This is a genomic window from Fluviicola sp., from assembly GCF_039596355.1.
Taxonomy (GTDB): Bacteria; Bacteroidota; Bacteroidia; order Flavobacteriales_D; family Crocinitomicaceae; genus Fluviicola.
The window spans coordinates 164,542-187,546 of sequence record NZ_JBCNJW010000009.1; the positions used below are offsets into that span (position 1 = coordinate 164,542).

Genomic DNA, 23,005 nt, shown 5'->3' on the forward strand with positions numbered 1-23,005 from the left:
CGCTCGAACATTTACACTTTCAATCCCACAATACATCTACTTCCTCCACACTTAGCCTAAATGTTCCGTATTTTGAGCATTCTGTTGAGATCAGCTCGTTGATAGATGGTCTGTATAGCGAATGTTGTAGGCCATCGCATTTAGATAGTACCGAGTGGATCGATGCCTTGAATTGTTCGGGATCGTTCAAATCCGTTGAAGCCTCTTTGATCAGTTGTACAATTGAAGTGATCAGGGCCTCAACCTTGTCCATTTCAGTATCGCCTTGTTCGTGGATTTCTTCCACTATTTCAGTATTGATGTCGCTTTCATCTTTGCTAAAAACGACTGCCATTTCCTGATTTTCGTTTTTTCGGCTAGCGAAAAGATTTTTTAATTTTTGGGGATAGTACCGTATAAGTACGTACAGATAGTAGATCACTGTGATCAGCCCAATGGCTTTAAAAAAATCCAACCAACTAATTTGACTTAACATAACTCCTTCGTTTTAGTTAAACTCTAATTTCCGTGCGAATTGTTGTCACAAAGTAAGGGAATAACCAAATGCGTGGAAATCACAATTTTTTGTTGTTACAATTGTTATGTATTTAAAATCAATTAGTTAGCAGGTGTTTTTTTAGTGTCAAGTTTTGATACAGGCCGATGTTTAGGCGAGGGCCTCGGAGCGCAGCAAGAAATTCCGCCATAAAATGCGTTGCTTCTTGCGCTTGCTCGGCAGTAGCTAAGACGAACCGCCATTCTTAATACTGGTAGTATGAAAAGTTTAAAGAAAACTGGAAGTTGGCAGGTTTCGGAAGTGGAGCTTGTCTATAAATACAAGGTAAGCCTTGCGCTTTTACCAAGGGTAACAGAACCATCAGATACTTACAAGGATTTTTCCCAGCATTGGGATATGGATTAGATTGACCATATTGAGCGGGAAAAGGTGTTAATGCTCAACCTCGGAAACAAGGTGCTTGCAATCTATGATCAGGTTACGGGGGGATTAGATGGCGTGATCATAGATTCCCGTGTAATATTCTCTGTAGCATTGTTAATAAAGGCAACGTACTTAATTCTGGCACACAACCATTCATCGGGCAATCTCCGACCGAGCCAATAGCCTATATGTTGCTTACAGCGGGGGAAATTACTGCAGATAGAAATAGTGGACCATCTTATCATAATCCGGGAGGGGTACTATTCTTATGGAGATGAGGGGCTATTGTATTAGCCCCTTTTTTCAATAACCGTCAATCCACTTCATCACCTTTTTCAGCCATTCGAGCAAAAGGTCCTTAGTAACCTGTTCCGGATTGTATGCACTGCTTCGAACTGCCGAAGGGGACAGGTGATCTTTTTGGATCGAACTGCAATATTTGATTAGCTGCTGGTAAAGTGAATTCATGGATTTTGCAGAGATAATACCAGCATCAAAACCTGCACGAATGAGAATTGCCAGCTGATCGCTTGGCAATAGCCATTTGATACGTTCCATGTTATGGGTTTCTACTTTGCTCTCCTGGGCCTTTTCCAAAATTTCCCATTCATTTTCAATATAGCCTTTTTCCAGTGAAAACCAATGATCGAGAGCATCTGTGATGTCCAGATGGTCAGGATGTAGTTTAACGTCCGGTTTTCGGTGGAGCTGAAGGAAATGCGTACTGAATAGGTTTAGCTTTTGCAGCTTGAGAGAAAGGCTCCCTGCCATCTGGATGCGCTTGCGAAGCCAGAGCTGCAGCATGCTGATGTAAGATTTGCTGTTGTAGTTCATGTAGATCAAAACTTCATCAACGGGAGCAAAAACATCGATCTTGTGATTTTCCCAATCGATACGTTCAAGCCGTTGGGCGAGGTCGCGGTGGTAGATGATCAATTTTACATCAGCTTTTAGCGCATCGCCATTTGCGAACCTACGTAGTTTATCCAAGAGCATTTCGATAATGGGCCTGGAATGCGGATAACGTGCTGTCCGCTTCTCCAAAATTTCGACTTTTGCCGAAACCTCCTTGCAGACACCTTCTGCAAAAATGGCGAACATGTTTATCATGGCCTTGTCTTCTACGCACTGTATAGCGGCAATTAACTGTTCTCTTAATTCTAGCGGAAAACTAGAATAATCTTGTAGTGTAAATTCATTAGTGTTGTGAATAGCCATATATATCTAACTTTTATTAAACCATTCTAGTAGACTTAAAAAAAATTGAGGGGTTGTCTATTAGATTTATTTTTATCGCAAAAAACCCATAAGAATTTCTTCTGATGGGCAATCATAAAAGTTTGTTTGTTTAGTGAAAGTGTCAATGATAGCGGGTGTTTCCAGATGTTCTCGGAACAGATTTCCGCACTTGAAAAGCTTTCTATTTTTGTATCAATAATTGTTTGATTTTGTTACCCCTGAAAATGATTTTTTTTGAATTTTCACAAAAAGCAGCTTGCATTATTGCACTTCTATTACGGTGGTAAAAGGGGATTTTTACCGCTAGAATTAAGTCTGGCTTTTATTGTTTGATAGGAGTATTCCATCTTTATGGCCCTTTAATGAAATACTGGGAAGCATTGTGTTTGCCAGGAAGGGATGTTTAAAAGCAAAAGGGGGTTATTTCTGGTCAGTTCCGATAAAAATCACATGCATGTCGACCTTTAGGGCCTTGCAGATTTTGTAGTAGGTTTCAAAGCTTGAACCTTTTTCTCCCCTTTCGATCCTGCTGAGCGTACTGATGTCTATGTCTGCGGCATAGCATAGATCTACCTGTGACATGTGGAGATCTGAGCGAAGCCTTGCCACATTTTCGCCAATCTTTGATTTCAGATATTCTCTTGCAGGATATTCCACACTACAAGTTTTTAAAAAAAGATTGGCTTTACTATAGGATTATAATCCTATATTTATGCTCTGATTTCAAAATGGGGGAATACAAAACAGATTTTCAGACTGTTCTGTAATGAAGGAAAATTCCTTTCCATTTTCATATTTGTTGCGTTTTGTGGCCGCAACGAATTCGCATAAGCGTAAAAATTATTAAACACAAGCTCAAGAACCAGAAAGTTAACTATTCACGCTCCACACACCCCTTTTTTACCACACATCTAATTTCCGGGATCAATTCCTCGGATAAATCGTTTATAATCTTCACCAGTTCCTTTGCAGGTTAGTTTACTGCTTGGGCTGGCACTAATATGAATTTAAAATAATGGGAACCGTAAAAATTAAGATAATTGAATTGAAGTCAGTTTTGGTAAGGTTGATTGCCGATGAACTGAAAATTGCGAAGATCGCAGATGATCTGATGAAAGAGGGACGGGACGTAGGACATTTTCAGTTCTCTATTGGTTCGGCAGTGTTCTTTTTGACGGGAACGATCCATCTCGATGGCGATATTGATCTTTTGGAGTGGTACGTTAGACAGATAGAACGGAATTTTGATATTCCTTTTGAAAACGAAGACCAACGCCATGATGTGGCAGAAAAGATCTTGTTGGGCCTGGTGCAATGGAAAGCTCCAGAGGTAGAGTTCAGAACAGACCTATAACACTGTCACTATGATATTGGAATTTATGGAAGTAATGGACGTGGGATTTTTTGGGAAACAGCGATTGCTGATGCGTGCCAGTAAAGGGGGTAGCTTAGCCCACCATCATATTTTCAAGGGAACAGCTTATTTTTATACGTTCCCCGACTTTCTGGTTGCAAAGGGAGATTACGTGGTGCTGTACATCAATCGTGGAGAACGGCAAACAAAGGTATTTTACAAAGACACCTGTCATTTTTTCTTCTTCGGGAAATGGATGTCGTTTTGGGAAGCGGTACCAGATAAAATCAGCATCGTTTATGACGAGAAACTGCTAAAAAATCTTTCACTAGATAAAAGATGATGCGCACATGTGTGCATTTTGATTATTTTTGTAGTGGTTATTTACATCGATCTGTCGTTAGTATGGCAGATAGCGTTAGGAAGGGAAGAGGTCTATTGGGCCTCTTCCTTTAAAATTAAATCGTAATTTTGTAGACCATTACATTTCCGCATGGATGTTCGGCTTTTTCATTAGGATCTCCGTCAAGAAATCCAGGTATTCCTTTTCTGCCTTGTGGTAGGCCAATTTGGCTTCAGCAAGTTGATCCAGGAGTTTTTTGTCAAAAAAGCCATTTCCCTCGTCCCAAAGTTTCTGCTCTGCTTTTAGAAAGAGGTCTGACTTCAGTTCAAAATCAATGCGCAGGGTGGCTAGTTTCTCTTTTAGGGTCATCCTTCAATTGTTGTACGGGGCTAAATTACAGAATATTTCATTTTCAGTTTCACTTTTGCTAACTTTGGCATAACCAACTGACCTAATGGCTACTGCGTCAAATAATAAAGATCTCCAGCTCCTGCAGAAATTAAAGGATGGAAGCCAATTGGCTTTTGAGGAACTTTATGGAAAATATTCCAAACAGATGTTGTGGAAGTTGAGGCAGATGGTGAAAGATCCGGATGATGCGGATGAGCTGTTGCAGGATCTGTTCGTAAAAATATGGGAAAAGCGTGAGCAGGTCTCATTAGAGCTGTCATTTGAAGCATACTTATATAGGATAGTACAGCATATCGCGATAGATTATTTGCGCAAGCTTTCCCGCCAGGCGAAACTTTATGAGCAGGTACAACTTGGCACTACCGAAATAACCGACGATACAATGGAACTGCTGCAGGCAAAGGAAACCCAGAACTTGCTTGATGAAGCTGTTTCTTTGCTCCCTGAGCAGCGCAGGTTGGCTTTTACACTTTGCAAGATAGAGGGAAAGAGCCATAAGGAAGCGGCAGAGATCATGAAGATAAGCCCCAATACCGTGCACAACCATTTGGTTAAGGCCGTTGGAGCGGTGCGAGATCACTTGGAAAAATCCGGCAAAGAGCTGGTTCCGTTGGCCCTATTGGTAGTTTTTTACAGTTCCAATTAGCAAAATAGGATCAATTTTGTTTCATTTGCGGGCAACAATTGGCTATTCATGTCGGCACAGTTCTCTTCTAAGCATCATTACATCCCGAAATTCCTGATCAAAAAGTTTGCAGATGAAAAGGGCAAGGTTTGGGTTTACAATAAGGAAAAGAAAAGGTTCGATAAAGACCCCAAAAGCCCAGCTGGCGTGTTCTATGAGCTGAACAGAAATACATTTGATCTTAATGGAACAACAAGCGATATCATTGAAAAAAGATACAGCAAGATCGAAACTATGTTGTCGCCAGTGTTGACGCGTGTGCTTCAAAGCCAAACGCTTAATGGAACAGACCTCACCTGGCTCATTTACCTGGCATCGTTGATGAAGTGGCGGGTACCGGCGCAGGATGATGGGGTTCGCAAAATGCTTAGATCAATTGATGTGCAGGCACTGGGCCTGAAGATTGTTCCGGAGGATAAAAAATTAACTGCAACGCAGCAACAATTAGACGAGATCAATCAGCTGGATATTGTTATAGAGCTGAAGCGGCTCTTGCTAACCGTACAGCCGTTAACGGAAGAAGCCGTTATTGAAGATTTGTTCGACAATAGTTTTATATGTAACCATCATAACCAGCCAGCACTCATTGGTGATACCATGCTGATTGAGGAAGCAGTTTCGGATAAGTTGGGAAATTTCATTTTGCCCTTAAGCTGTGATAAGACCCTTATCTGTAATAACGGAATTAGCAAGACCGTTCCGAATGAATATTTTACCGCATGGAAAGACATTGCAGTTTTCCATATGTCGGAAAAGCTGGTAGCCTGCAGGAACAAAGCCCATCTGCAAAATGTAATTGAACATTACAAAATGCTGGAACAGATGGGCAAGACACATTTGGTTCAGGAAATCGTATTTAGGCTTTTAGACCCAGATGCGCTTGAAGACATATTAAAGCTTTAAGGTAAAGCCCTGTTTGCTGGTCGATCGCTTCAGGTAATAGTAATAATGTCTGAAGCCCTATCGGTAAAATATGTTCTAAAGGTTTCTACATCCATACCCATGTAGGTATGCAGATTGGAGAAAGATAGCATGAACTGGTACATTAGATCGGCCTTATCAGAAAACGCATCCGAATACCGAAAGAGCCTGTCCAGGAGCCAATCTTCCAGCTCACTGCTACTGATCCTGCCGTCTTTAAGAAGCTTATCGGCAAAGATGTTAAACGTGCGCTCAACGCCGAAACTAGCTGATGCAATATGCATGTACTGATCTTTCAGCTTATCTATAGTATCATTTCGTAATTGGAACCAAAGTTTATCGGCAATGGCCGAAATGGTATCTACTGCGGTAAAATCATTGAGCGTATACGCTTCGGCGAGTTTCTTTACCAATACCTGTTCAAAACGTTCCCTATCTGCAATGGAAAGTTTCTCGTATCTCGGCAGATATAGCCTGGTCAGTTCGGGCCGCCCGTAAATGCTTACATGCGTTGGCAGCCGATCCAAAAAGTAATCTGCTTCGGTATTGTCTATTTCGGCATCTGTTGCATCTAAAAGCCGAAAATAATTTTGGTAGTTGTGTGGCGCAAAAGTGTGCCGTTTGCTATAGTGCGGAGCCAGCACAATTCTATAGTAGGCCATTGCATATTGAAATACTTCCTCTTTTGCCTGTTTGCCCAAAGTATCGTAGGCTTCGGAAATCTCTTCCGCAGAGAGGTCTACGCTTTTGTTGAGATATTCGCTGATGAACGCCCCTGCACCATTTTGGCCACTAGTTTCCGATACTTTTTGGGCATTAATGGTATCAATATAATCCTGAAAGGGATAGTGTACTACATTATCGAACGAGAACAGTTTTAGGCAATGCAACAGATAATCGGAAAGGGGCGGGTTATTAGGCTGGAAGAGCAGATCAAGATCTTTTCCGTGAAACACGATTACGCTCTGCCTGCGGCCACGGCTAAGGGCGGCAATAAAATTTTCGCTCAGTTGCTTCCTTGAAATAAATACCCCCAAGGTCCCCTGGAACTTGTTCTCGATTTTGCCGATAAAGGCAAAAAGATCGGAAGCGGCCAAGTTACTGCTTACCCACTTAACTTCCAGCAGTAATACGCGGTTCCATATCTCTATGGCGCCATCTACCTGTTCGCTGCTTCCATCTTTGGTATGGTAGCCCCTTTTGATAAGCGTTTGTTCTTCGGTAAAGACATCGTTGATGAGTTCTTCGAACTTTATGCCCCGTTGTACCTTAAGCGCCTGGTCATCTACGCGGTCGATATCGTTTAACCGTGCAAATCGGTCAATAAACCTTTGTTTCATAGCTCGTGTTGTTGCAACAAATAAAACAATTAAATCAACACCCAAACAGTTCAGCTTCATGTTCTGGCTGTTCCTGCAATTCATCTGGCTCGACCCATTTCCAAAATGTTCAAGTATACCATTCCCAAAATTCGGCTTTCCGGCTGTAGCCTGTTAAAGCATGCAAAAGGTACTGCACAGGCCGGGTTTCTTCACCAAATCCCTGCCGGCATAACGGGCTGGCAGTGGCCAGCCCGCCCTTCGGGACTTATTCCGGGTGAATTTGGTTCAGAACGGCGGTGCAGTGAAATGGGCGCATGTTTAACATGCTTTCCCAATGTGGGAAAGCGCAAATTTTAGTCATGAAAGTATACATGAAAGTTTTATTGAAAGAAGAGTTCAGAACCGAAGAGTTCATCGAGGAACTAAACGACACACTGGTAGCCAGATTTGGTTCGAGCAATGATGTGATGGGCTTGTTTAATACCTGGCAAAGCCTTGGCAAACGAGCACGGCTGTACAACGAGAACCACATTCTTGGCACGGAAAGAATACAGGCCCTGCAAAGACCCATTACCGCCCAGCAGCTGCACGCCGAAATTCGCGAACTTCGCTTTGGCTATTTTGAGGTGGAACTGAATGGTTTCCTTGTACCTGAAGATGCACTTGATGCCATTGCGGTTTGCAAGTGGATTACTGATACACACGCTAGTTACATTATACCGGCACAATCTGAGAACTACGGAAAGGAGGTACTAATGCTACACCTGAACCAACTGCTGACTGAGCACGGATATGACCTGGATGATGCTTGGAAGTAAAAGGGCAATAAAGCTGAAATGGCCTGTGCATGCACAGGCCATTTCTATGTTTGGGAAAATTCTATTGCAGGTTACCTGCTTTTCGCAGTTCGATTATACTGTAGCGTTCCGGAACCGGTTTTTTTGATAGGATCGTTGCTTCGTCTGCTTCTCTATTGTCTTTTTCAATTTTAGCATTAATTGCTGCTACATGATCGCATATGGTTTCCAATACCAGTGCCTTATCATAATCGTACGCTCTATAATGTCTACTGGTACTAGCAAGGCATTCCATGGTACGCATGCGTACAAAAGCCTCGTCAACCTCTGAAATATAAACCACCTGCTCCGTACCATTTTGGTACACCCCTGTTCTTACAAATGTTTTGAGTATGTTGTCATACAGTGATCTAAGTTCCGAGTGCTCAACTCCACCAGGATAAATCCCATCTTTCAACGTCATCAAAAATTGTTCTTTATACATCTGCTCTAATATTAAGTTAGACGGCAAAAATACTTCAGATAATTACGCCCCTAACCATTTTTATGGCATTTAGTTAAGAACAAAGTGACAAGGTTTTGCACATTGTAAGGGGCGTAGGGCCACATTTTATGGATTGCCTAGTGCACCAAATCTTTTTTTTCATTCCGGATAGTCAGTATCTGCTTGGCGAGCGTAGTAATAGTAACGGACGGGCCCGCCGGACAAACAATTTTTACCACTTAAATATTATGAAACAAAATTTAACACCTGATGGCGTGGCCGCCAAGATAGCAGAGGTATATGCTATGACTACTACCAACCGACTTGCAGAAGCAAGCGCAATTGAGACCAGCTTTAAAACATGGATGTCGGATAATTTTAATTTGACAACCGACCAGACCACTTTTCTTACTGGCATTAGCAGTACCGCTGCGGCAAACTATGGCAGCAACTGTGGCATCTGTTTCCGGAACATGCTGCAGATTGCCCTTATTGCGCCAGAACCACCGATACAATCTGACAAATGGTTAAAGCTTACAAACAACATCCTGGTTGCTACTAATGCATCGGGCGCATTGGAATACACCGGTTCATTAACTTTCTCTTATGAATATCGTTAGGAGACAAGAAAGTAAATAATTCACCCGTTTCGAAAGCGAAATGCGATCTAAACCATGCCAGTGTACAATAGTGCACTGGCTATTGGTATGTTGCTACAAACTACGGCCTTTTCTTTTTCTTGTTTCGCTCTGCTTTATTTGAACCACGGGCTTCATAGGAATTGGTCTTTTGCGGAACGTATTGCTCAGCTCGTTGATTTTGCGCTTTGGGATATTGAATTTTTTAAAAATCTCATCGATCGGGAGGGGATTGAACTCTTCGAATTCACCCCGGCACAACCGTTCGAGTATAGTAACAGGGCAATTAGTATGTTCCTTTAATTCATCACACAATACGGCTCTATGATGCGCTGATAGCTGGGACAAATATGATATAGGGTTTACAATCTCGAACGCAAGTTTTTTGGCCTTTCTTTCGGTAAGATTATAATCTTCAAAAATCTTATTGATGCGCTGATTATTATCTGCTTCGTAATCGCCACGGCAGAGCTTTGCAGCGGTTATCAAACCACAGTAAGTATGTTTGTCTAATAAAAAGCACATTCGGCCTCTCTGATGATCATCTAATTCTCTTAGATATGGAAATTCTATCTCGTTACCCATCATACATCCTCCATTTTCATTAAGAAATTGCCCAGATCTAATTTACGCATTTTTTGATTTTGTTACTTTAAGAAATGCACTAAAAAAAATGAAGTAGTGATAGTCACTTTGCTTTTGGCGATCGTAGTATAATAAAAGGGCCTTGCCCGCACCCTAAAAATTATGTCACGTATCGAAGAACTCTACCGCCGTTACCTGGACGGCTCAATTTCAGATTTGGAAAAGCAGGAGCTATCCAAACTATTGGATAATGCTGACGAAACCGAGCTGGCAGAATTGGCGGATATATTCATCGGAAAAGATGCGCCCCATGATCTGAGGCATTTGCAATTTGATGCCGATCGAATTTTGGAGAAGATCAAACTGAAGATTGTGGCGCCGGAGACCGAGACGAAGATACAACCGTTATGGAGATACTGGTTACATGTAGCCGCTATCGCCGCTATTCTTGCGCTGTCGTTTTTCCTTTATCGATATGGGCATAAGGAAATGGAACCGCCTAAAGAATATGCGGCAACCGAACTAAAAGACCTTGCACCGGGCGGCAAGCGTGCAACGCTTACCCTTGCAGATGGCAGGACGATACAATTGGACAATGCCAATGCCGGAAAACTTGCAATTGTTGAAGGCACCACCATCAGCAAAACAGCCGACGGACAACTCACTTATGTCATGTCGAACGATAGTGAGAAAACTGAATTGCAAAGCAGTACCAATACGATAAGTATTCCACGTGGTGGCGAGTATCAGTTGATATTACCGGACGGTACACGGGTTTGGCTCAACGCACAGACCACCATCAAATACCCAACGCGCTTTAATGGAGCAGAGCGGAGGGTAAGCGTAAACGGCGAAGCCTATTTTGAGGTAACAAAAGATGCAGAGCATCCATTTATAGTAGAAACTGACAAACAAGAAATTAAAGTATTGGGAACACACTTTAACGTGAACACCTACAACACTGGAAAAACCGTGACCACACTTGCCGAAGGATCGGTGAAAGTAAGCAGTTCAGAAGGTAGTAAGTTCTTGAAACCTGGGCAGCAAAGTATATTGTTCGATGGCTCATTAGAGGTTGAAAATGCTGATATGGAAAGTGCACTGGCCTGGAAAAACGGCTTGCTCTTTTTCCGTGATGCACCGCTACAAACCGTACTTGCCGAAGTGTCCAGATGGTACGATGTTGACGTACAGTACAACGGAAAGCCAACACAGGAGCTATTCACAGGAAGTGTATCCAGAGCATCAAACCTATCGGCCATGCTGCGCATACTTCAGCTAACTGGAGTAAAAACCAAGTTGGTAGCAGAAGGCAATAGCCGCAAACTGATTATTGAACAGTGATTTGACTAACTAACACACCAATAAAAACCAAATGAGAAGAAAGGAGAACCGTACTTGATGAAGTAAAAGCATGTATTTTTTAATTTTTAGGTAGTTAATAAGCCCATAAAAAAGGCTGGCACCGTTTGCAGACGTGGCCAGCCATAAGGGTAAGCTATCCAAACCGTTACTACACAGATTTTTCAACTAAACCCGAACGAAGTTATGAATTTTTTTCAAAGCTTACGGCATGGCTTGTCCACGGCTAAAGCTTCACAACTGCCAATATCACTGGCATTCAAACGAACTCTTATGCGCATCCACTTAACCATATTAGCCATTGTTATTGCTTGTTTGCAGGTTACCGCTAATAATGTGCTTGCGCAAAACATTAACCTTAATGTAAAAAATACACCTTTAAAAACGGTGCTGCAAACAGTAACCAAGCAAACTGGCTATCAGTTCTTTTACAAGAACAACAGCATAGCGAAAGGCAATACAGTAACACTTAAACTTAATGGCACTCAATTAAAAGAGGCGTTGGAGCAAATTTTTAAAGACCAGCCCCTCTCCTATGAGATAGTAGAGAAAACCATTGTGGTTACAGAAAAGCCCACCGTAAAACCCATGACCGAAATACAGCAGAACGTAACTGGGCAGGTCACGAATGAGCGTGGCGATCCTTTGCCGGGCGTTACGGTAACAGTAAAAGGCACCAGCCGACAAACTGCAACCGACAGCAAAGGATATTTCTCGATTAACGCCAACTCCTCACAAGTGTTGGTTTTTTCGTTTTTAGGCTACACAACTGTAGAACGGGATGTTCAGCGTAACCCCATCATGAATATTGCGCTTTCGGAAATGTCAGGTCAGTTGGACCAAGTACAGGTAATTGCCTACGGTACAACTACCAAAAGATTAGCCACTGGTTCAGTTGCTACAATTTCTGCAAAAGATATTGCCCAACAGCCTGTAAGTAACCCTTTAGCGGCACTTTCAGGACGAATGCCAGGATTGGTAGTCACACAAAGCTCTGGCGTGAGCGGTTCATCATTTAGTTTGCAGGTACGCGGACGTAATTCGTTGGCGCAAGGCTCCGAGCCACTTATTTTAATAGATGGTATTCCCTTTGCACCACAGAACCAGGGAATCAACGTGCTCAGTTCTGCTATAACACAACAAAGTACCGCAACGCTAAGTCCATTTTCTACCATTAACCCAGCAGATATAGAAAGCATTGATGTGCTGAAGGATGCTGATGCAACCGCAATATACGGTAGCCGAGGTGCAAATGGGGTTATTTTGATCACGACCAAAAAAGGAAAAGCTGGAAAAACACAAATTACCGCGAATTTTAGCCAGGGCATTATGAAAGCACCAAAAGGTATGGAGCTGATGAATACCGAGCGGTATTTGGCAATGAGAAAGGAGGCCTTTGTTAATAGTGGAGCTACGCCGACAAATTCCAGCGCCCCCGATTTGAATATTTGGGACCAGAATAGATATACCGATCTACGGAAAGAACTGGTAGGCAACACGGGACATAGCACAAATGCGCAACTTTCACTTGCAGGTGGTGGTAATGCGATTCAATTTCTCATTAGCGGAGGTTACAACAGCGAAACAAATGTGTTTCCGGGCGATCAACCCAACGACCGCGGCAATGGTAGTTTTAGCTTGACACATACCTCGGCAAACCAAAAGTTTAACGTCACACTTTCAGGGGGCTTCGCAACAACAAGAAATACTTCCAACTCAGGTGACCTTACCTATTATACCTTTTTACCACCGAACATTCCTGCCTTTTTTAATGCGGATGGCTCGTTGAAGTGGAGCGAAGGCGGTATCGAATACGAAAATCCGTATGCATATCTAAAGCAGGTTTACGAAGCAAAAAGTAATAGCTTGAACAGTAGCTTAAGCCTAAGCTACCAGATAATAAATGGTTTATCTGCCAAATTATTGGCAGGCTATAACCAGCTAAATGCAAATGATTATGCAGGCCTGCCCAAGTCTTCATTTGCGCCCAGTAACCCTTCCGAAAGTCAGGCGTCGCACGGAACCAACAACTTTAGCAGCTGGGATATTGAGCCACAATTAGGTTATAAAAGAACAATCTGGAAAGGTACTTTGGATGTACTTGTAGGTAGCACATTTCATCGAAAACAAAACGAGAGCACTTATTTGTTACTGTCTGGTTTTGCAAGCGAAGCATTAATGAAATCTATCCAAGCGGCAACAACCGTATCTGGTAAAGTTGATAATGCTACAGACTATAAGTATGCTGCCATATTTGGACGAATTAACTACAACATTGCCGATAAGTATCTACTGAATTTTACTGGAAGACGTGACGGGAGTAGCCGTTTTGGGCCAGACAATCGTTTTGCCAATTTTGGTGCGATAGGTGCGGCTTGGATTATCTCGTCTGAAAAGTGGATGGATAAACTCAAACCAGTTTTGAGCTTTACCAAAATTAGGGGAAGTTATGGCGTTACAGGTAACGACCAGATTGGCGACTATAAGTATTTAGATACTTGGGGGGCTGGTGCTTCAACTTACCAGGGAAATGCTACGCTACAGCAAACTGCATTATTTAATGCCGATTACGGTTGGGAGCGCAACAAAAAAATAGAGGGAGCTGTTGACCTGGGCTTTTGGAATGACCGCATATTATTGAATACAAACTTCTACCGAAACCGCAGTGATAACCAATTAGTTCAGTATCGCTTGCCCTACATTACCGGATTTTCCAGCATAACAAGAAACTTGCCAGCTTTAATTGAGAATAGTGGCTGGGAATTTCAGCTTTCTGCCAAAGTTATAGAGAAAAAAGCGTTTTTATGGACAGTGAATGGAAACATTACTTTTCCCAAAAATAAGCTTGTAGCTTTTCCAGATCTGGCTACATCCACTTACGCAAACATTTATGAGATAGGATCTTCACTCAATGCGATCAAAGCATATACGTCAACCGGTGTTGATCCGACGACTGGATTTTACGTGTACAATGATTTAAACAATAGCGGGACACTAACTGCCGCTGATTATACCGTATTAGGTTCAACAGACCCAAAATATTATGGAGGCTTGGGAACCAATTTAACCTACAAAGGTTTAGAGCTAAATGTTTTTGCAGATTTTAAAAAGCAGACGGGGCGCAACTTTCTCAATTCCATTTATGGCCCACAACGTTTTGTAGCTGGAACAATGTTCAATCAGCCTGTTCAGTTATTGGACAGGTGGAAAAGTGCTAGTGAGCCGGCGATGTATGAGAAATACGTAACAACCCCAGCAAGTACCGTAACGCGTTTTGCAACTTCCGAACTTGCATACAGTGATCAGTCCTTTATCCGTTTACGTACGGTTTCATTGGCCTATAATTTCCCTGCTACAATCCTATCTAAAATTAGAGCGCAGCAGTTCCGGATCTATTTACAGGGGCAAAATCTGTTCACAAGTAGCCAAACAAAGGGTTATAATCCAGAAACCCAACGTCTTTACGGTTTGGCACCGCTTAAGGTGTTCAATGCTGGTATTCAGCTAACCTACTAATTACAAACAAATGAAAACACTTAAAATAAAATTTATCCTACTCGCAACAATTACCCTGTGGCTATATGGGTGCAGTAAATTTATTGACGTTGATAATCCAACTAATCGAATTACAGGGGATGTAGTTTTTCAGGAAGACGCAACGGCTATAGCTGCAATCAACGGTTGCTATGCGAGGTTTCCAGCAGTAAATCTATACTTTGCCAATGGCGGTAGCTCAGTTTTTTTGGGTATGTATGCCGATGAGGTTATAACCAACCTGACCACTGCGAGTTATCGAGAGTTCGCCAATTCAGCATTAACATCAACGAATACTATTGTGTACAACAACTTTTGGCGAAATGCTTATGAAACTATTTACCAACTAAACAGGTGCATAATAGGCTTGCAAAATAGTACAGCTATTTCCCCGGCGGTTAAAAATCAGCTACAAGGAGAATGCCACTTTATGCGTGCATTTTGCTATTTCTACCTCACTAATTTATTTGGCGATGTACCGCTAACTACTGAAGTTAATTATGAAGACAATGCGAAACTCTCTCGCACCACCACCGCAACAGTTTATGCACAAATGAAAGACGATTTATTAATGGCAAGAAACCTACTTAGACCCGAATACCCAAGCGCGGGAAAATTTCGGGCAAACAAATATGTGGCGACAGCACTTTTGGCAAGAGTTTGCCTCTATACCGAGCAATGGCAAGATGCCGAAATATATAGCACTGAAGTGATCAATTCTGGCTTATATATTTTACCAGCGCCTGCCAACGCGTTTTTAGAAGCCAGTTCCGAAGCCATTTGGCAGTTGACCATTGACGGCCAAACTTTTAACACGCAAGAAGGTACCAATTTTGTGCCGGTTGCCACAGGAACGACTTTACCTTCTTATCCATTGACTACAAGTTTACGTACTTCCTTTGAAAGTGGTGACTTGCGGTGTACCAATTGGGTGGGTACAAAAGTAGTAAGTGGAACTACACATTATTTCCCTAACAAATACAAAAGCCGTGGTACAGTAGTAACTGCAAAAGTAGAACAACCAATTGTTCTTCGTTTAGGCGAGCAATTTCTGATACGTGCCGAAGCCAGATTTAAACTAAACAACGCTGCGGGCGCAGTGGATGATCTACGTATCATACGGAACCGTGCAAGTCTAACCACTAATATCAATAGCAATGATCTTGTAGCCGTGCAAAATGCAATAATCAAAGAACGTCGGATTGAATTGTTTGCAGAGTATGGACATCGTTGGTTCGACCTAAAGAGAACTGGAGGATTAACAGCTGCACTAAGCTATAAACCAGAATGGCAAAGTACTGATGCACTCTTCCCCATTCCAAATGCTGAATTATTATTAAACACAAACCTAACCCCAAACCCAGGATATTGATATGAAAACAAAGGTATTAGTCACTTTACTATTGTTGTGGGCAACAGTAAGCTTGGCGCAACAATCAAAACCTTTAAAGATTGGCGATAAAGTACCAGATGTGGTATTTAAAACAATGCTGAATTATAAAACAAAATCTGGCAAGCTTTCTGATTTTAATGGAAAAGCCATTATCATTGATATGTGGTTCCGTGAATGCGGTTCCTGTATTGACGCGATGCCACATCTGGATAGTGTGCAGAAAACGTACAAAGATGATTTGCAGGTGCTGCTAGTAACCTGGCAGAGCAAAGCACAAATTGAAGAGTTTTGGAAAAAACGCCTGCCTGTACAGGGATTAAAATTTGTACAGGTAGTGGAAGACACTATACTCAAAGAAAATCTATTTCCCGCTAAGAGTTTCCCACATCAAATTTGGATAGATAAAAACGGCATAGTTAAATCCATCAACAATGGGCGCAAAGCAAATCTTAGTTTAATCCCAAAACTGATAAACGGTGAAAACATAAATCTGAAGATTAAGGAAGATGAAATGGACCCGTACATATCTAAAGCAATCTATCCAATGGCCGGAATTAATTATGAGGCGAACAAAAGTAAGGTTTTACACTATTCATATCTTAGTACGTACAGACCGGAACTGAGTGGTCCTGATGGGTTTGGTATAAAGGAGAACGGAATCACTCGATATAAATTTTTAAATAATCCCTATACTTTATTATACCACATCGCTTATGCCGGAAATGGTGATATGCCATATGATAAAAGAAACAGAATTATTAGAAAAGATACAAATCCCTTAATGTATGAGTATGACAGCGTAAATTTCAGTAATGCTTTCTGTTACGATTTGATTTTTAAGGAGAAAGAAGGGGTGTCATTCAGTAAACTTATGATCGCAGATTTAGATCGGTATCTGGGGTTTAATAGCCACGAAGAAGTTCGAAAAATTAAGACTTTGATAATCCGTCCAAATGGTAAAGGAACAGCTTATAGAGACAAAATTAAACCGAACGAGCGTGCATTTACTGAATATGGCAAGTTCAAAAATGGCGCTCAATTTATTTTAAATGATGGATTTCTTTCATTTGTCAATAGGAGTGCGATGAGCTACGCAAGGATGCCAACGGTTTTTGAATTTCCCGGTGAGAGTAAAATTAATTTAGCTATTACGTGGGATGATAACAATCTCGTAGAAATGAACCGGGATTTAGAAAAATTTAATGTAGAAGCTATAATTGAGGAAAGGGAAACTAAAGTAATTGTGTTGGAAGATCCTAGATAAAATGGTTAGCAGTAGCTCAGTCGAGCTACTGCTATGTTGCTTAGTTTGTAGCTTTAAGCGTGAGAGCCATAACACTACCAACAGGCTGTTCGTTGCCAGGTGTGCCAGAAATGCCGTTGTAACCATAGGCACAATCAATGTCCACTGGTTCACCACAATCTGATTGTTGTTGACTTTCCAGCTTTTGCCCAAGGTAAGCCCCAGTTTGAGCATCAAACCAGTGGCGCGTTGTATCGCCGGATTTTACAGCAGCTTTTGCTGGAGCAAATGCGAAAGCTCCAACAGCGCCAATAGCGAAAGCGCAAATAATTAATCCTTTTTTCATAATGAATAGTGCCTTTGTAGATCAAAAGGCTAAACTTTGGTAAATGTGCCTACTCGGTTTCCAGGTTTTCGGCTTCGCCTGTCACTGTAACTTTTTATTTAGTTAAGTGTAGTAAGTAGATTAGTGAATATTTGTATTGGGCAAAATGATCTTGTGCCCTGTAAATTTTGTTTGCAGGTGCAGGCCCAATGCAAGTAGTGCCAGCACGAGTAGCGATACGTGTACGATGAGGTGCTGCTTCCAATCTAAGCGCTTTATAAAGCCGTGGCAACTGCATGGCGGGTTATCCATCAAGAGAATGTACACATTGAACGCAGTATAAACCCCAAACAGAACCACCGTTAATGATAGGCCAATGGTTAATGTTCTTTTCCAGAACAACATCATGCCAGCTAAAATTTCGAGCGTTGGCAATAGGTAGAAGAGAATATCTGCATAGTCGCGGTAAATTGCAGAACCTATAAGGTTGTCGTAGTAAGCTTCGTGCGCTATGATCTTCAACAGTCCGGCAAATCCCCATATCAGGGCAAACAGAATACAGATCACTGTGAGTATGTTGTTTTTCGTTTTCATAGATGCGAATAGTATGTTTTTCCCCTTTTGGGATTGGGGTAAATTTATGGCAACTATTTTGAGGTAAACAAGCGGTTTTACGGCAATGTGCGTATCTGGCCCAATTTTGTACCTATCTGGCACTAAATGGTATCTATCTGTACCATGGGTATTTTGGTATAATTAAAATAACCGTGATTTTTTCCAAAAAAAACGGTACACCAGAATAGGAAAGGTTAATTTCTCTGGTTGCACTATTGGGAATGTTTTTCCCAATGCTTCCTAAAATTGTGTGCACTGCTTCGGGTTACCTGGAGCATATTGGTGTCTTTGCTATCCAGAACGGTTTGGTATTCTGCTTTAAAAAGTAGGTCGAGATTTTTGGACTGCGCCCTGCTGGTATAACCGTTGATGGTGTTGAGGTTTACCAGCACAGATTGGTTGATCTGGCAGAACCCGTTGGAACCTAACTGTTTTTTGAGATTGACGATGCTATCCTTAAAGGCATATTCTGTGCCTGATGTGGCTACCAGTTTTACCAATTTTCCTGCCCGTTGTAGGTAAAGGATATCTGTTTCGGGGTTAAAGTTTACGTGCACCCCGTTGTAACTGAGTACAAAGGGTACAAATTCCTGGGCTTTTTGGCTATGTTTCTTGCTTGTTACTGCTTCAATTACCAAATAAACTATGTTGATGATGGCGATGAGCAGTACGGCAATGGCAAAATCGACAGTTAGGAAGCCGCGTTGCCAGAGGCTCCTGCCAATGGCCAGGTAATATAAACTGACCAATAGAAGATCTAGGAATATCGAACCGATGATGCCCAGAAGTATCTGCATCCAAATGCGTTTGCGTGCCACTTCCGTGTAGGGAAATGCCTCGTTGAGCTTTCGATTTACAAATTGGTTATATGACAACAAAAGATAGCATACCATTGTACTGCTGATAAATGCCGCATAAAATCTGGGCGTAACCAGCGCCAAGGGTATTTTATCGAAACGACCAAATAAGGTGATAAAAGCCGCCACCCCGATCGAGATTGCCAAGTGAATTAATGGTATGCGAAATTGGGTTTTACCCATATTACAATTTGGATAATATGATTAAACAAACTGGGGTAGTGCTACGGTAAAATATACAGGCTGTTGGTATAGCTATTGCACCAACAAAGCTGTGAGTGTTTTGATCTGTTCTTTTAACGATAGGATATGTTCCTCGTATTGTTCAACAAGCTTATCGGACATCTGTACATAGTTGATACCGATGTTGCCTTTTTGGTAACAGTTGTTGAACACCTGCTTGTGGTCTGTACCCAGCCAGTCCATTGCCTGTACCCCAAAAATCTTGCTGATTTCGTTGATGCGCTTTACCGTAAGGTCGGTCTCTCCGGACTCCAGTTTACAGTACGCACGATCGGATATATTCAGCATGTCTCCCATCTCTTTGGGAGTTTTATTGTGGATAATACGCAGGTTTCTTAGTTTGTTGGGAGCGTCTATTATCATAGGGAATGTCTTAATAGTTCAAAAATAGAACTTTTATTTCGATTTAAGAACTTTTAGAGCGGTGCTAATGTATAGGTTACAACTACTTTTGGCACATAACAAGTCCGGTTACCATGTCGCAATTGCGAACTAAATTTTTGGGCTTTTTTTTGGGCGTGTAATTGTTAGGTTAAATATTCTATTAATTTTGCGCCCGAATTTTTTTAACCAAGTAATAACGGCTATTCATGCCCACTGAAACTGAATGAGATTTTGCGCTGCGGATGCAGGCATACTACTTTTTTTGGCAACACTATTCACATTTACCACTACGGTATCTGCACAGTCAGCAGCAAATGACACTGTTCCGATCGAACGCGTCAGTAAGCAATTTGATTTTGAAAAGGTTGCAAAACGGCTAACGAAGCTGTCCGATATAACTATACCCTTGGTGAAGGTGGATTCGCTGCGGTCACGTGTCAATGCCACAATTGCACGTGACCTTGCGAATACGCATGGTAATATCGACCTGAGTTATGCTTATGGGCTTAATACCGTCTTTATCGATACCTCGCGGAGCATCGGCTCCATACTGACCACTTCCGGAAATTTTTCTACCTCGGTACTTGGGCTTCCTATCAACTTCAGCTTTAATTATTCGACCCTGCGAGTTCCCCTGGGCACCAACAATTTTTTCCGCTTTAGCCTGGACAAGGACCGCCTGGTTGAACAGCAGAAGCAGAAGATTGCAGGTTCGTTGGCCAATATCGAAAAGCAGCAGGAACTGTTAAAGGGCAAGCAGGCCGAACTTAACGGAATGATGGGCTACGTTGAGCTTTATCTGGACGCGCTGAAACGCCGTGCCGAACGTGAGGCCAGAAAACGCAAAGGCACAATGCAGGACAAAGCTACCGGCATTACGGATAGTTTGCAGACGGCCAAAGGGCAGTCAATCAGCTTAGATAACCCAATTGATTTTCAGAAAGAATATGACAGCGTGATGCGGATCTATGCGCAGCTATCGCGATTGAAGAATTCGTACGACAGTATTTCGGCAAAACTGGCCACGTCAAAGGATTTGATGGGGTCGAAGTTCGGACAGCTTAAAGGTACCGATGTGGCTGGTAAGGCAGTAGGAAAAGTGCCATTTTTGCAAAGTTTGCGGACGCTCGATGTGGGGCTGACCTATCCCAAGACTACGGCTTTATCGGGGCAAAATGTGCCCATGAAAGGACTTCACATCGAAATACAGCACCGTAATTACTACCTCTCGGTTGCAACCGGGCTTACGCTGAACAATGTGATGCTGAGCACAAACGAGGTGCAGAACAAGCTTAACTATAGCCAGAACGTGTTCAACAACTTTGATTTTCAGCAGATGAAGAACAACGGCTGGCTTACTGCGTTGAAGACCGGCTACGGAACTGTAGAGGGGACCCATGCATTTATTGGTTTCAACTACCTGACCAATACCCGCTTTTTGGCACCTGCCGGAACGACCGCTGCACAACCCGCATACGACCCGGCGGCATCGGTTGAGCTGGATCTGCGCTATGTGCCTGTTTTCTTGAAGGGAAGTGCTTTTGATCTTGTTTATGGAAAAACCTCCAAGAACAAACACCTCGATACTACTTCCGGTTCCGGAACATTCCAATCCTTGTTTTCGGCCTATCCGTCAAACTTGCTCTTGGGCAAGTATACCCAATCGGTTTCCAAACTCAGATCGGAATTCACCCTTACCTACCGCAGGTTGGATGCCTTTGCAAATACAACAACTTTCGGAACCATGCAGCCCAATAATGAACGGGTAGAGATAAAGACCACCCACAGGATCAGCAGATTTTTGAAAGTAGGCCTATTGTACCGTAAGGATGCGACACTGCGGGCTATTTCTGGTATGGACAAACTGCACCTGAATGTTGTTGGGGCAAACGCCAGCGGGAGCTATACGAGTTACCTTAGTTATTCGCTCTTCTTCAACTACGTACACCTTTCGATACAGGTTCCGGCACTGCCGACCGCCCAACAGGGGCATAACTACCTTTTTGGTTTTAACCTGAACTCAAACTACGGTGCAGGATCGGCAAAGGCCAGTTCGATGCTTTCGTACAACGACTACCTGCTTACCGATAGTGCGAAGGTGGATAAATACACCCAGTTCGGATTGATGCAGACGTTTATGGAACGAACCTATTCGGTTTCCGCTTCCTATGATTATTTCTTCCGGAGACTGGATGGACTATCGACCGGAACCAGTGTGTTCGGGCTGATGGGAAAATATGCATTGAAGAAGGTGAAGTTTGGTGCCGGACTAAAGCTGGCCAGTGATTTTTCCGGAGCGAACAGCCTTGGCGGACACCTCGAAGCGCAATGGGCAATGAACCGTTTTCTCGATCTGGGATTGAGGGCGGAGCGCTTCGTACTGGGCGATTTCTACCGCAACTACTATCGAACACAATACGAACAGTTTCCCTACCTGATAACCTTTCAAACAAGATTTAAAATTTAAACAGAATGAGTATGAAACATCTTTTTTTCTGGAGCCTGTTAATGTGCTTCGGTTCGGCATTCGGGCAGTCCAACATTGTTTTGATTTCCCTGGATGATAAGGACACCATCGATTACCGCTATCCGGTATTCAACTGGTACTATGTCTCGGCTCCCGATGGCCGCGACGATGTAAGGTACAATTATGTACTGACAAAGCTGGAAACCAACCAGAGCGCACTGACGGGAGTAACGGTCAACCAGCCCCTTTTACGCATCAACAATGTGCAGGGGTTCCAGCTGGTCTATCCGTTTGATGCGCCGGAGCTTCAGTATGGCAAGCGCTACGGATGGCAGTTGGAAAAAACAGTGAACAACATCATTGTAGAAAAGTCGGAAGCGTGGGAGTTCACGCTTTACAAGGAAATTGTCCTTCCAATGAAGTATGCCTACCTCAATTCGTCGTACAACGCAACGATCTATGAGGTAGAGGGCGATGGATTTTATTTCAAGACGGACGGCCGCTACAGGATTTCGGGAAATCCCAAGTGCAGGGTGCTAAACGAAAGCGCGGAAGATATGGATGTGGAGTTTGGTGAGGATCAAAAGCTGGGAGCAGAAGACGAGCCTGAAAAGACCGGTCTGGGTTTTCACTATCTCCTGACGAACATGTACCCGGCGGGCATTTATACATTGATCGTAAAGGATCAGAAAGGGAATGAATACAATACCCGCTTTCGGGTAAAATAGTTAACGATACCAAAATGAACATGAAAAGCAGATCAAATTACTATTACTGCAACAAACAGATACGGATCGATGCATTGTTTCTTGCGGTGCTTCTGTTTGTCCAGGCAATCTGGCCGTCGTTTCTCTACGGTAGGGATAACGTTATGCCAATTTATA

24 protein-coding genes are annotated in these 23,005 nt (G+C 42.5%); 13 read left to right on the plus strand and 11 right to left on the minus strand.

Annotation, left to right across the window (positions count from 1 at the left end; genetic code table 11):
• Nucleotides 1-19: 19 nt before the first annotated feature.
• A complete protein-coding gene (locus ABDV94_RS15775; RefSeq protein WP_343748170.1) occupies nt 20-475 on the minus strand; it encodes a hypothetical protein in 456 nt (151 codons plus the stop codon).
• A gap of 279 nt (nt 476-754) precedes the next feature.
• Here ABDV94_RS15775 and ABDV94_RS15780 point away from each other — a divergent pair, with 279 nt between their 5' ends.
• On the plus strand, nt 755-901 hold the full coding sequence (locus tag ABDV94_RS15780) for a hypothetical protein (RefSeq protein WP_343748171.1): 147 nt from the start codon (nt 755-757) through the stop codon (nt 899-901).
• Between the two features lie 321 nt (nt 902-1,222).
• On the opposite strand, the gene ABDV94_RS15785 is transcribed toward ABDV94_RS15780, so the two are convergent.
• Both ABDV94_RS15785 and ABDV94_RS15790 read right to left on the minus strand, forming a co-directional pair.
• Nucleotides 1,223-2,137 carry a hypothetical protein gene (locus ABDV94_RS15785; RefSeq protein WP_343748172.1) on the minus strand — a complete coding sequence of 305 codons (915 nt, stop codon included), beginning with the start codon at nt 2,135-2,137 and terminating at the stop codon, nt 1,223-1,225.
• Between the two features lie 441 nt (nt 2,138-2,578).
• Nucleotides 2,579-2,815 carry a helix-turn-helix transcriptional regulator gene (locus ABDV94_RS15790; protein WP_343748173.1) on the minus strand — a complete coding sequence of 79 codons (237 nt, stop codon included), beginning with the start codon at nt 2,813-2,815 and terminating at the stop codon, nt 2,579-2,581.
• Nucleotides 2,816-3,173: 358 nt separating this feature from the next.
• Between ABDV94_RS15790 and ABDV94_RS15795 the strand changes: the two genes are divergently transcribed.
• Both ABDV94_RS15795 and ABDV94_RS15800 read left to right on the plus strand, forming a co-directional pair.
• Nucleotides 3,174-3,512, plus strand: a complete 339-nt coding sequence (locus ABDV94_RS15795) for a hypothetical protein (protein ID WP_343748174.1) — start codon at nt 3,174-3,176, stop codon at nt 3,510-3,512.
• Nucleotides 3,513-3,537: 25 nt separating this feature from the next.
• Entirely contained in the window at nt 3,538-3,855 is a 318-nt protein-coding gene (locus tag ABDV94_RS15800) for a hypothetical protein (protein ID WP_343748175.1), read from the plus strand.
• 138 nt (nt 3,856-3,993) lie between these two features.
• Here ABDV94_RS15800 and ABDV94_RS15805 read toward each other — a convergent pair whose 3' ends face one another.
• Complete coding sequence (locus ABDV94_RS15805; protein ID WP_343748176.1) at nt 3,994-4,224, minus strand: hypothetical protein; 231 nt, start codon at nt 4,222-4,224, stop codon at nt 3,994-3,996.
• Between the two features lie 85 nt (nt 4,225-4,309).
• Here ABDV94_RS15805 and ABDV94_RS15810 point away from each other — a divergent pair, with 85 nt between their 5' ends.
• Nucleotides 4,310-4,912, plus strand: a complete 603-nt coding sequence (locus ABDV94_RS15810) for an RNA polymerase sigma-70 factor (protein WP_343748177.1) — start codon at nt 4,310-4,312, stop codon at nt 4,910-4,912.
• A 48-nt stretch (nt 4,913-4,960) separates the two neighbouring features.
• Nucleotides 4,961-5,854: a DUF4238 domain-containing protein gene (locus ABDV94_RS15815; protein ID WP_343748178.1), complete on the plus strand. Its 894-nt coding sequence runs from the start codon at nt 4,961-4,963 to the stop codon at nt 5,852-5,854.
• Between the two features lie 29 nt (nt 5,855-5,883).
• On the opposite strand, the gene ABDV94_RS15820 is transcribed toward ABDV94_RS15815, so the two are convergent.
• Complete coding sequence (locus ABDV94_RS15820) at nt 5,884-7,272, minus strand: hypothetical protein (protein ID WP_343748179.1); 1,389 nt, start codon at nt 7,270-7,272, stop codon at nt 5,884-5,886.
• Nucleotides 7,273-7,553: 281 nt separating this feature from the next.
• Between ABDV94_RS15820 and ABDV94_RS15825 the strand changes: the two genes are divergently transcribed.
• Nucleotides 7,554-8,012: a hypothetical protein gene (locus ABDV94_RS15825; protein ID WP_343748180.1), complete on the plus strand. Its 459-nt coding sequence runs from the start codon at nt 7,554-7,556 to the stop codon at nt 8,010-8,012.
• A gap of 61 nt (nt 8,013-8,073) precedes the next feature.
• Here ABDV94_RS15825 and ABDV94_RS15830 read toward each other — a convergent pair whose 3' ends face one another.
• The gene (locus ABDV94_RS15830; RefSeq protein ID WP_343748181.1) at nt 8,074-8,475 is read right to left on the minus strand and encodes a hypothetical protein; all 402 of its coding nucleotides are present in this window, start codon (nt 8,473-8,475) and stop codon (nt 8,074-8,076) included.
• Nucleotides 8,476-8,723: 248 nt separating this feature from the next.
• On the opposite strand from ABDV94_RS15830, the gene ABDV94_RS15835 reads away from it, so the two are divergent.
• Nucleotides 8,724-9,095: a hypothetical protein gene (locus tag ABDV94_RS15835; RefSeq protein WP_343748182.1), complete on the plus strand. Its 372-nt coding sequence runs from the start codon at nt 8,724-8,726 to the stop codon at nt 9,093-9,095.
• Between the two features lie 93 nt (nt 9,096-9,188).
• Here the strand turns inward: ABDV94_RS15835 and ABDV94_RS15840 are convergent, their stop codons facing one another.
• Nucleotides 9,189-9,701 carry a hypothetical protein gene (locus ABDV94_RS15840; protein ID WP_343748183.1) on the minus strand — a complete coding sequence of 171 codons (513 nt, stop codon included), beginning with the start codon at nt 9,699-9,701 and terminating at the stop codon, nt 9,189-9,191.
• A 159-nt stretch (nt 9,702-9,860) separates the two neighbouring features.
• Here ABDV94_RS15840 and ABDV94_RS15845 point away from each other — a divergent pair, with 159 nt between their 5' ends.
• The 4 genes from ABDV94_RS15845 to ABDV94_RS15860 all read left to right on the plus strand — a co-directional run bounded on the left by ABDV94_RS15845 (nt 9,861) and on the right by ABDV94_RS15860 (nt 17,251).
• Nucleotides 9,861-11,042 (plus strand): FecR domain-containing protein, encoded by a 1,182-nt coding sequence (locus tag ABDV94_RS15845; RefSeq protein ID WP_343748184.1) that lies wholly within the window; start codon nt 9,861-9,863, stop codon nt 11,040-11,042.
• A gap of 291 nt (nt 11,043-11,333) precedes the next feature.
• Nucleotides 11,334-14,576 carry a SusC/RagA family TonB-linked outer membrane protein gene (locus ABDV94_RS15850; protein ID WP_343748185.1) on the plus strand — a complete coding sequence of 1,081 codons (3,243 nt, stop codon included), beginning with the start codon at nt 11,334-11,336 and terminating at the stop codon, nt 14,574-14,576.
• Nucleotides 14,577-14,586: 10 nt separating this feature from the next.
• Entirely contained in the window at nt 14,587-15,966 is a 1,380-nt protein-coding gene (locus ABDV94_RS15855; RefSeq protein ID WP_343748186.1) for a RagB/SusD family nutrient uptake outer membrane protein, read from the plus strand.
• Nucleotide 15,967: 1 nt separating this feature from the next.
• Entirely contained in the window at nt 15,968-17,251 is a 1,284-nt protein-coding gene (locus ABDV94_RS15860) for a TlpA disulfide reductase family protein (RefSeq protein ID WP_343748187.1), read from the plus strand.
• A 40-nt stretch (nt 17,252-17,291) separates the two neighbouring features.
• Here ABDV94_RS15860 and ABDV94_RS15865 read toward each other — a convergent pair whose 3' ends face one another.
• The 4 genes from ABDV94_RS15865 to ABDV94_RS15880 form a co-directional block, all read right to left on the minus strand.
• Nucleotides 17,292-17,576 carry a hypothetical protein gene (locus ABDV94_RS15865; RefSeq protein ID WP_343748188.1) on the minus strand — a complete coding sequence of 95 codons (285 nt, stop codon included), beginning with the start codon at nt 17,574-17,576 and terminating at the stop codon, nt 17,292-17,294.
• A gap of 120 nt (nt 17,577-17,696) precedes the next feature.
• Nucleotides 17,697-18,149: a MauE/DoxX family redox-associated membrane protein gene (locus ABDV94_RS15870; RefSeq protein WP_343748189.1), complete on the minus strand. Its 453-nt coding sequence runs from the start codon at nt 18,147-18,149 to the stop codon at nt 17,697-17,699.
• Between the two features lie 233 nt (nt 18,150-18,382).
• Entirely contained in the window at nt 18,383-19,210 is an 828-nt protein-coding gene (locus ABDV94_RS15875; protein ID WP_343748190.1) for a LytTR family DNA-binding domain-containing protein, read from the minus strand.
• A 72-nt stretch (nt 19,211-19,282) separates the two neighbouring features.
• Entirely contained in the window at nt 19,283-19,633 is a 351-nt protein-coding gene (locus ABDV94_RS15880) for a helix-turn-helix transcriptional regulator (protein WP_343748191.1), read from the minus strand.
• A 436-nt stretch (nt 19,634-20,069) separates the two neighbouring features.
• On the opposite strand from ABDV94_RS15880, the gene ABDV94_RS15885 reads away from it, so the two are divergent.
• Nucleotides 20,070-22,121: a hypothetical protein gene (locus ABDV94_RS15885; protein ID WP_343748192.1), complete on the plus strand. Its 2,052-nt coding sequence runs from the start codon at nt 20,070-20,072 to the stop codon at nt 22,119-22,121.
• A gap of 11 nt (nt 22,122-22,132) precedes the next feature.
• Nucleotides 22,133-22,849 (plus strand): hypothetical protein, encoded by a 717-nt coding sequence (locus ABDV94_RS15890; protein WP_343748193.1) that lies wholly within the window; start codon nt 22,133-22,135, stop codon nt 22,847-22,849.
• The last annotated feature ends 156 nt before the right edge of the window (nt 22,850-23,005 follow it).

What these genes read in the sequence shown, in the direction of transcription:
- ABDV94_RS15820 (WP_343748179.1), bottom strand. Translation starts at nt 7,272, where the DNA reads ATGAAGCTGAACTGTTTGGGTGTTGATTTAATTGTTTTATTTGTTGCA.
- ABDV94_RS15785 (WP_343748172.1), bottom strand. Translation starts at nt 2,137, where the DNA reads ATGGCTATTCACAACACTAATGAATTTACACTACAAGATTATTCTAGT.
- ABDV94_RS15800 (WP_343748175.1), top strand. Translation starts at nt 3,538, where the DNA reads ATGGAAGTAATGGACGTGGGATTTTTTGGGAAACAGCGATTGCTGATG.
- ABDV94_RS15805 (WP_343748176.1), bottom strand. Translation starts at nt 4,224, where the DNA reads ATGACCCTAAAAGAGAAACTAGCCACCCTGCGCATTGATTTTGAACTG.
- ABDV94_RS15795 (WP_343748174.1), top strand. Translation starts at nt 3,174, where the DNA reads ATGGGAACCGTAAAAATTAAGATAATTGAATTGAAGTCAGTTTTGGTA.
- ABDV94_RS15845 (WP_343748184.1), top strand. Translation starts at nt 9,861, where the DNA reads ATGTCACGTATCGAAGAACTCTACCGCCGTTACCTGGACGGCTCAATT.
- ABDV94_RS15860 (WP_343748187.1), top strand. Translation starts at nt 15,968, where the DNA reads ATGAAAACAAAGGTATTAGTCACTTTACTATTGTTGTGGGCAACAGTA.
- ABDV94_RS15850 (WP_343748185.1), top strand. Translation starts at nt 11,334, where the DNA reads ATGCGCATCCACTTAACCATATTAGCCATTGTTATTGCTTGTTTGCAG.
- ABDV94_RS15865 (WP_343748188.1), bottom strand. Translation starts at nt 17,576, where the DNA reads ATGAAAAAAGGATTAATTATTTGCGCTTTCGCTATTGGCGCTGTTGGA.
- ABDV94_RS15890 (WP_343748193.1), top strand. Translation starts at nt 22,133, where the DNA reads ATGAAACATCTTTTTTTCTGGAGCCTGTTAATGTGCTTCGGTTCGGCA.
- ABDV94_RS15780 (WP_343748171.1), top strand. Translation starts at nt 755, where the DNA reads ATGAAAAGTTTAAAGAAAACTGGAAGTTGGCAGGTTTCGGAAGTGGAG.
- ABDV94_RS15815 (WP_343748178.1), top strand. Translation starts at nt 4,961, where the DNA reads ATGTCGGCACAGTTCTCTTCTAAGCATCATTACATCCCGAAATTCCTG.
- ABDV94_RS15810 (WP_343748177.1), top strand. Translation starts at nt 4,310, where the DNA reads ATGGCTACTGCGTCAAATAATAAAGATCTCCAGCTCCTGCAGAAATTA.
- ABDV94_RS15835 (WP_343748182.1), top strand. Translation starts at nt 8,724, where the DNA reads ATGAAACAAAATTTAACACCTGATGGCGTGGCCGCCAAGATAGCAGAG.
- ABDV94_RS15830 (WP_343748181.1), bottom strand. Translation starts at nt 8,475, where the DNA reads ATGTATAAAGAACAATTTTTGATGACGTTGAAAGATGGGATTTATCCT.
- ABDV94_RS15825 (WP_343748180.1), top strand. Translation starts at nt 7,554, where the DNA reads ATGAAAGTATACATGAAAGTTTTATTGAAAGAAGAGTTCAGAACCGAA.
- ABDV94_RS15840 (WP_343748183.1), bottom strand. Translation starts at nt 9,701, where the DNA reads ATGATGGGTAACGAGATAGAATTTCCATATCTAAGAGAATTAGATGAT.
- ABDV94_RS15880 (WP_343748191.1), bottom strand. Translation starts at nt 19,633, where the DNA reads ATGATAATAGACGCTCCCAACAAACTAAGAAACCTGCGTATTATCCAC.
- ABDV94_RS15870 (WP_343748189.1), bottom strand. Translation starts at nt 18,149, where the DNA reads ATGAAAACGAAAAACAACATACTCACAGTGATCTGTATTCTGTTTGCC.
- ABDV94_RS15875 (WP_343748190.1), bottom strand. Translation starts at nt 19,210, where the DNA reads ATGGGTAAAACCCAATTTCGCATACCATTAATTCACTTGGCAATCTCG.
- ABDV94_RS15775 (WP_343748170.1), bottom strand. Translation starts at nt 475, where the DNA reads ATGTTAAGTCAAATTAGTTGGTTGGATTTTTTTAAAGCCATTGGGCTG.
- ABDV94_RS15855 (WP_343748186.1), top strand. Translation starts at nt 14,587, where the DNA reads ATGAAAACACTTAAAATAAAATTTATCCTACTCGCAACAATTACCCTG.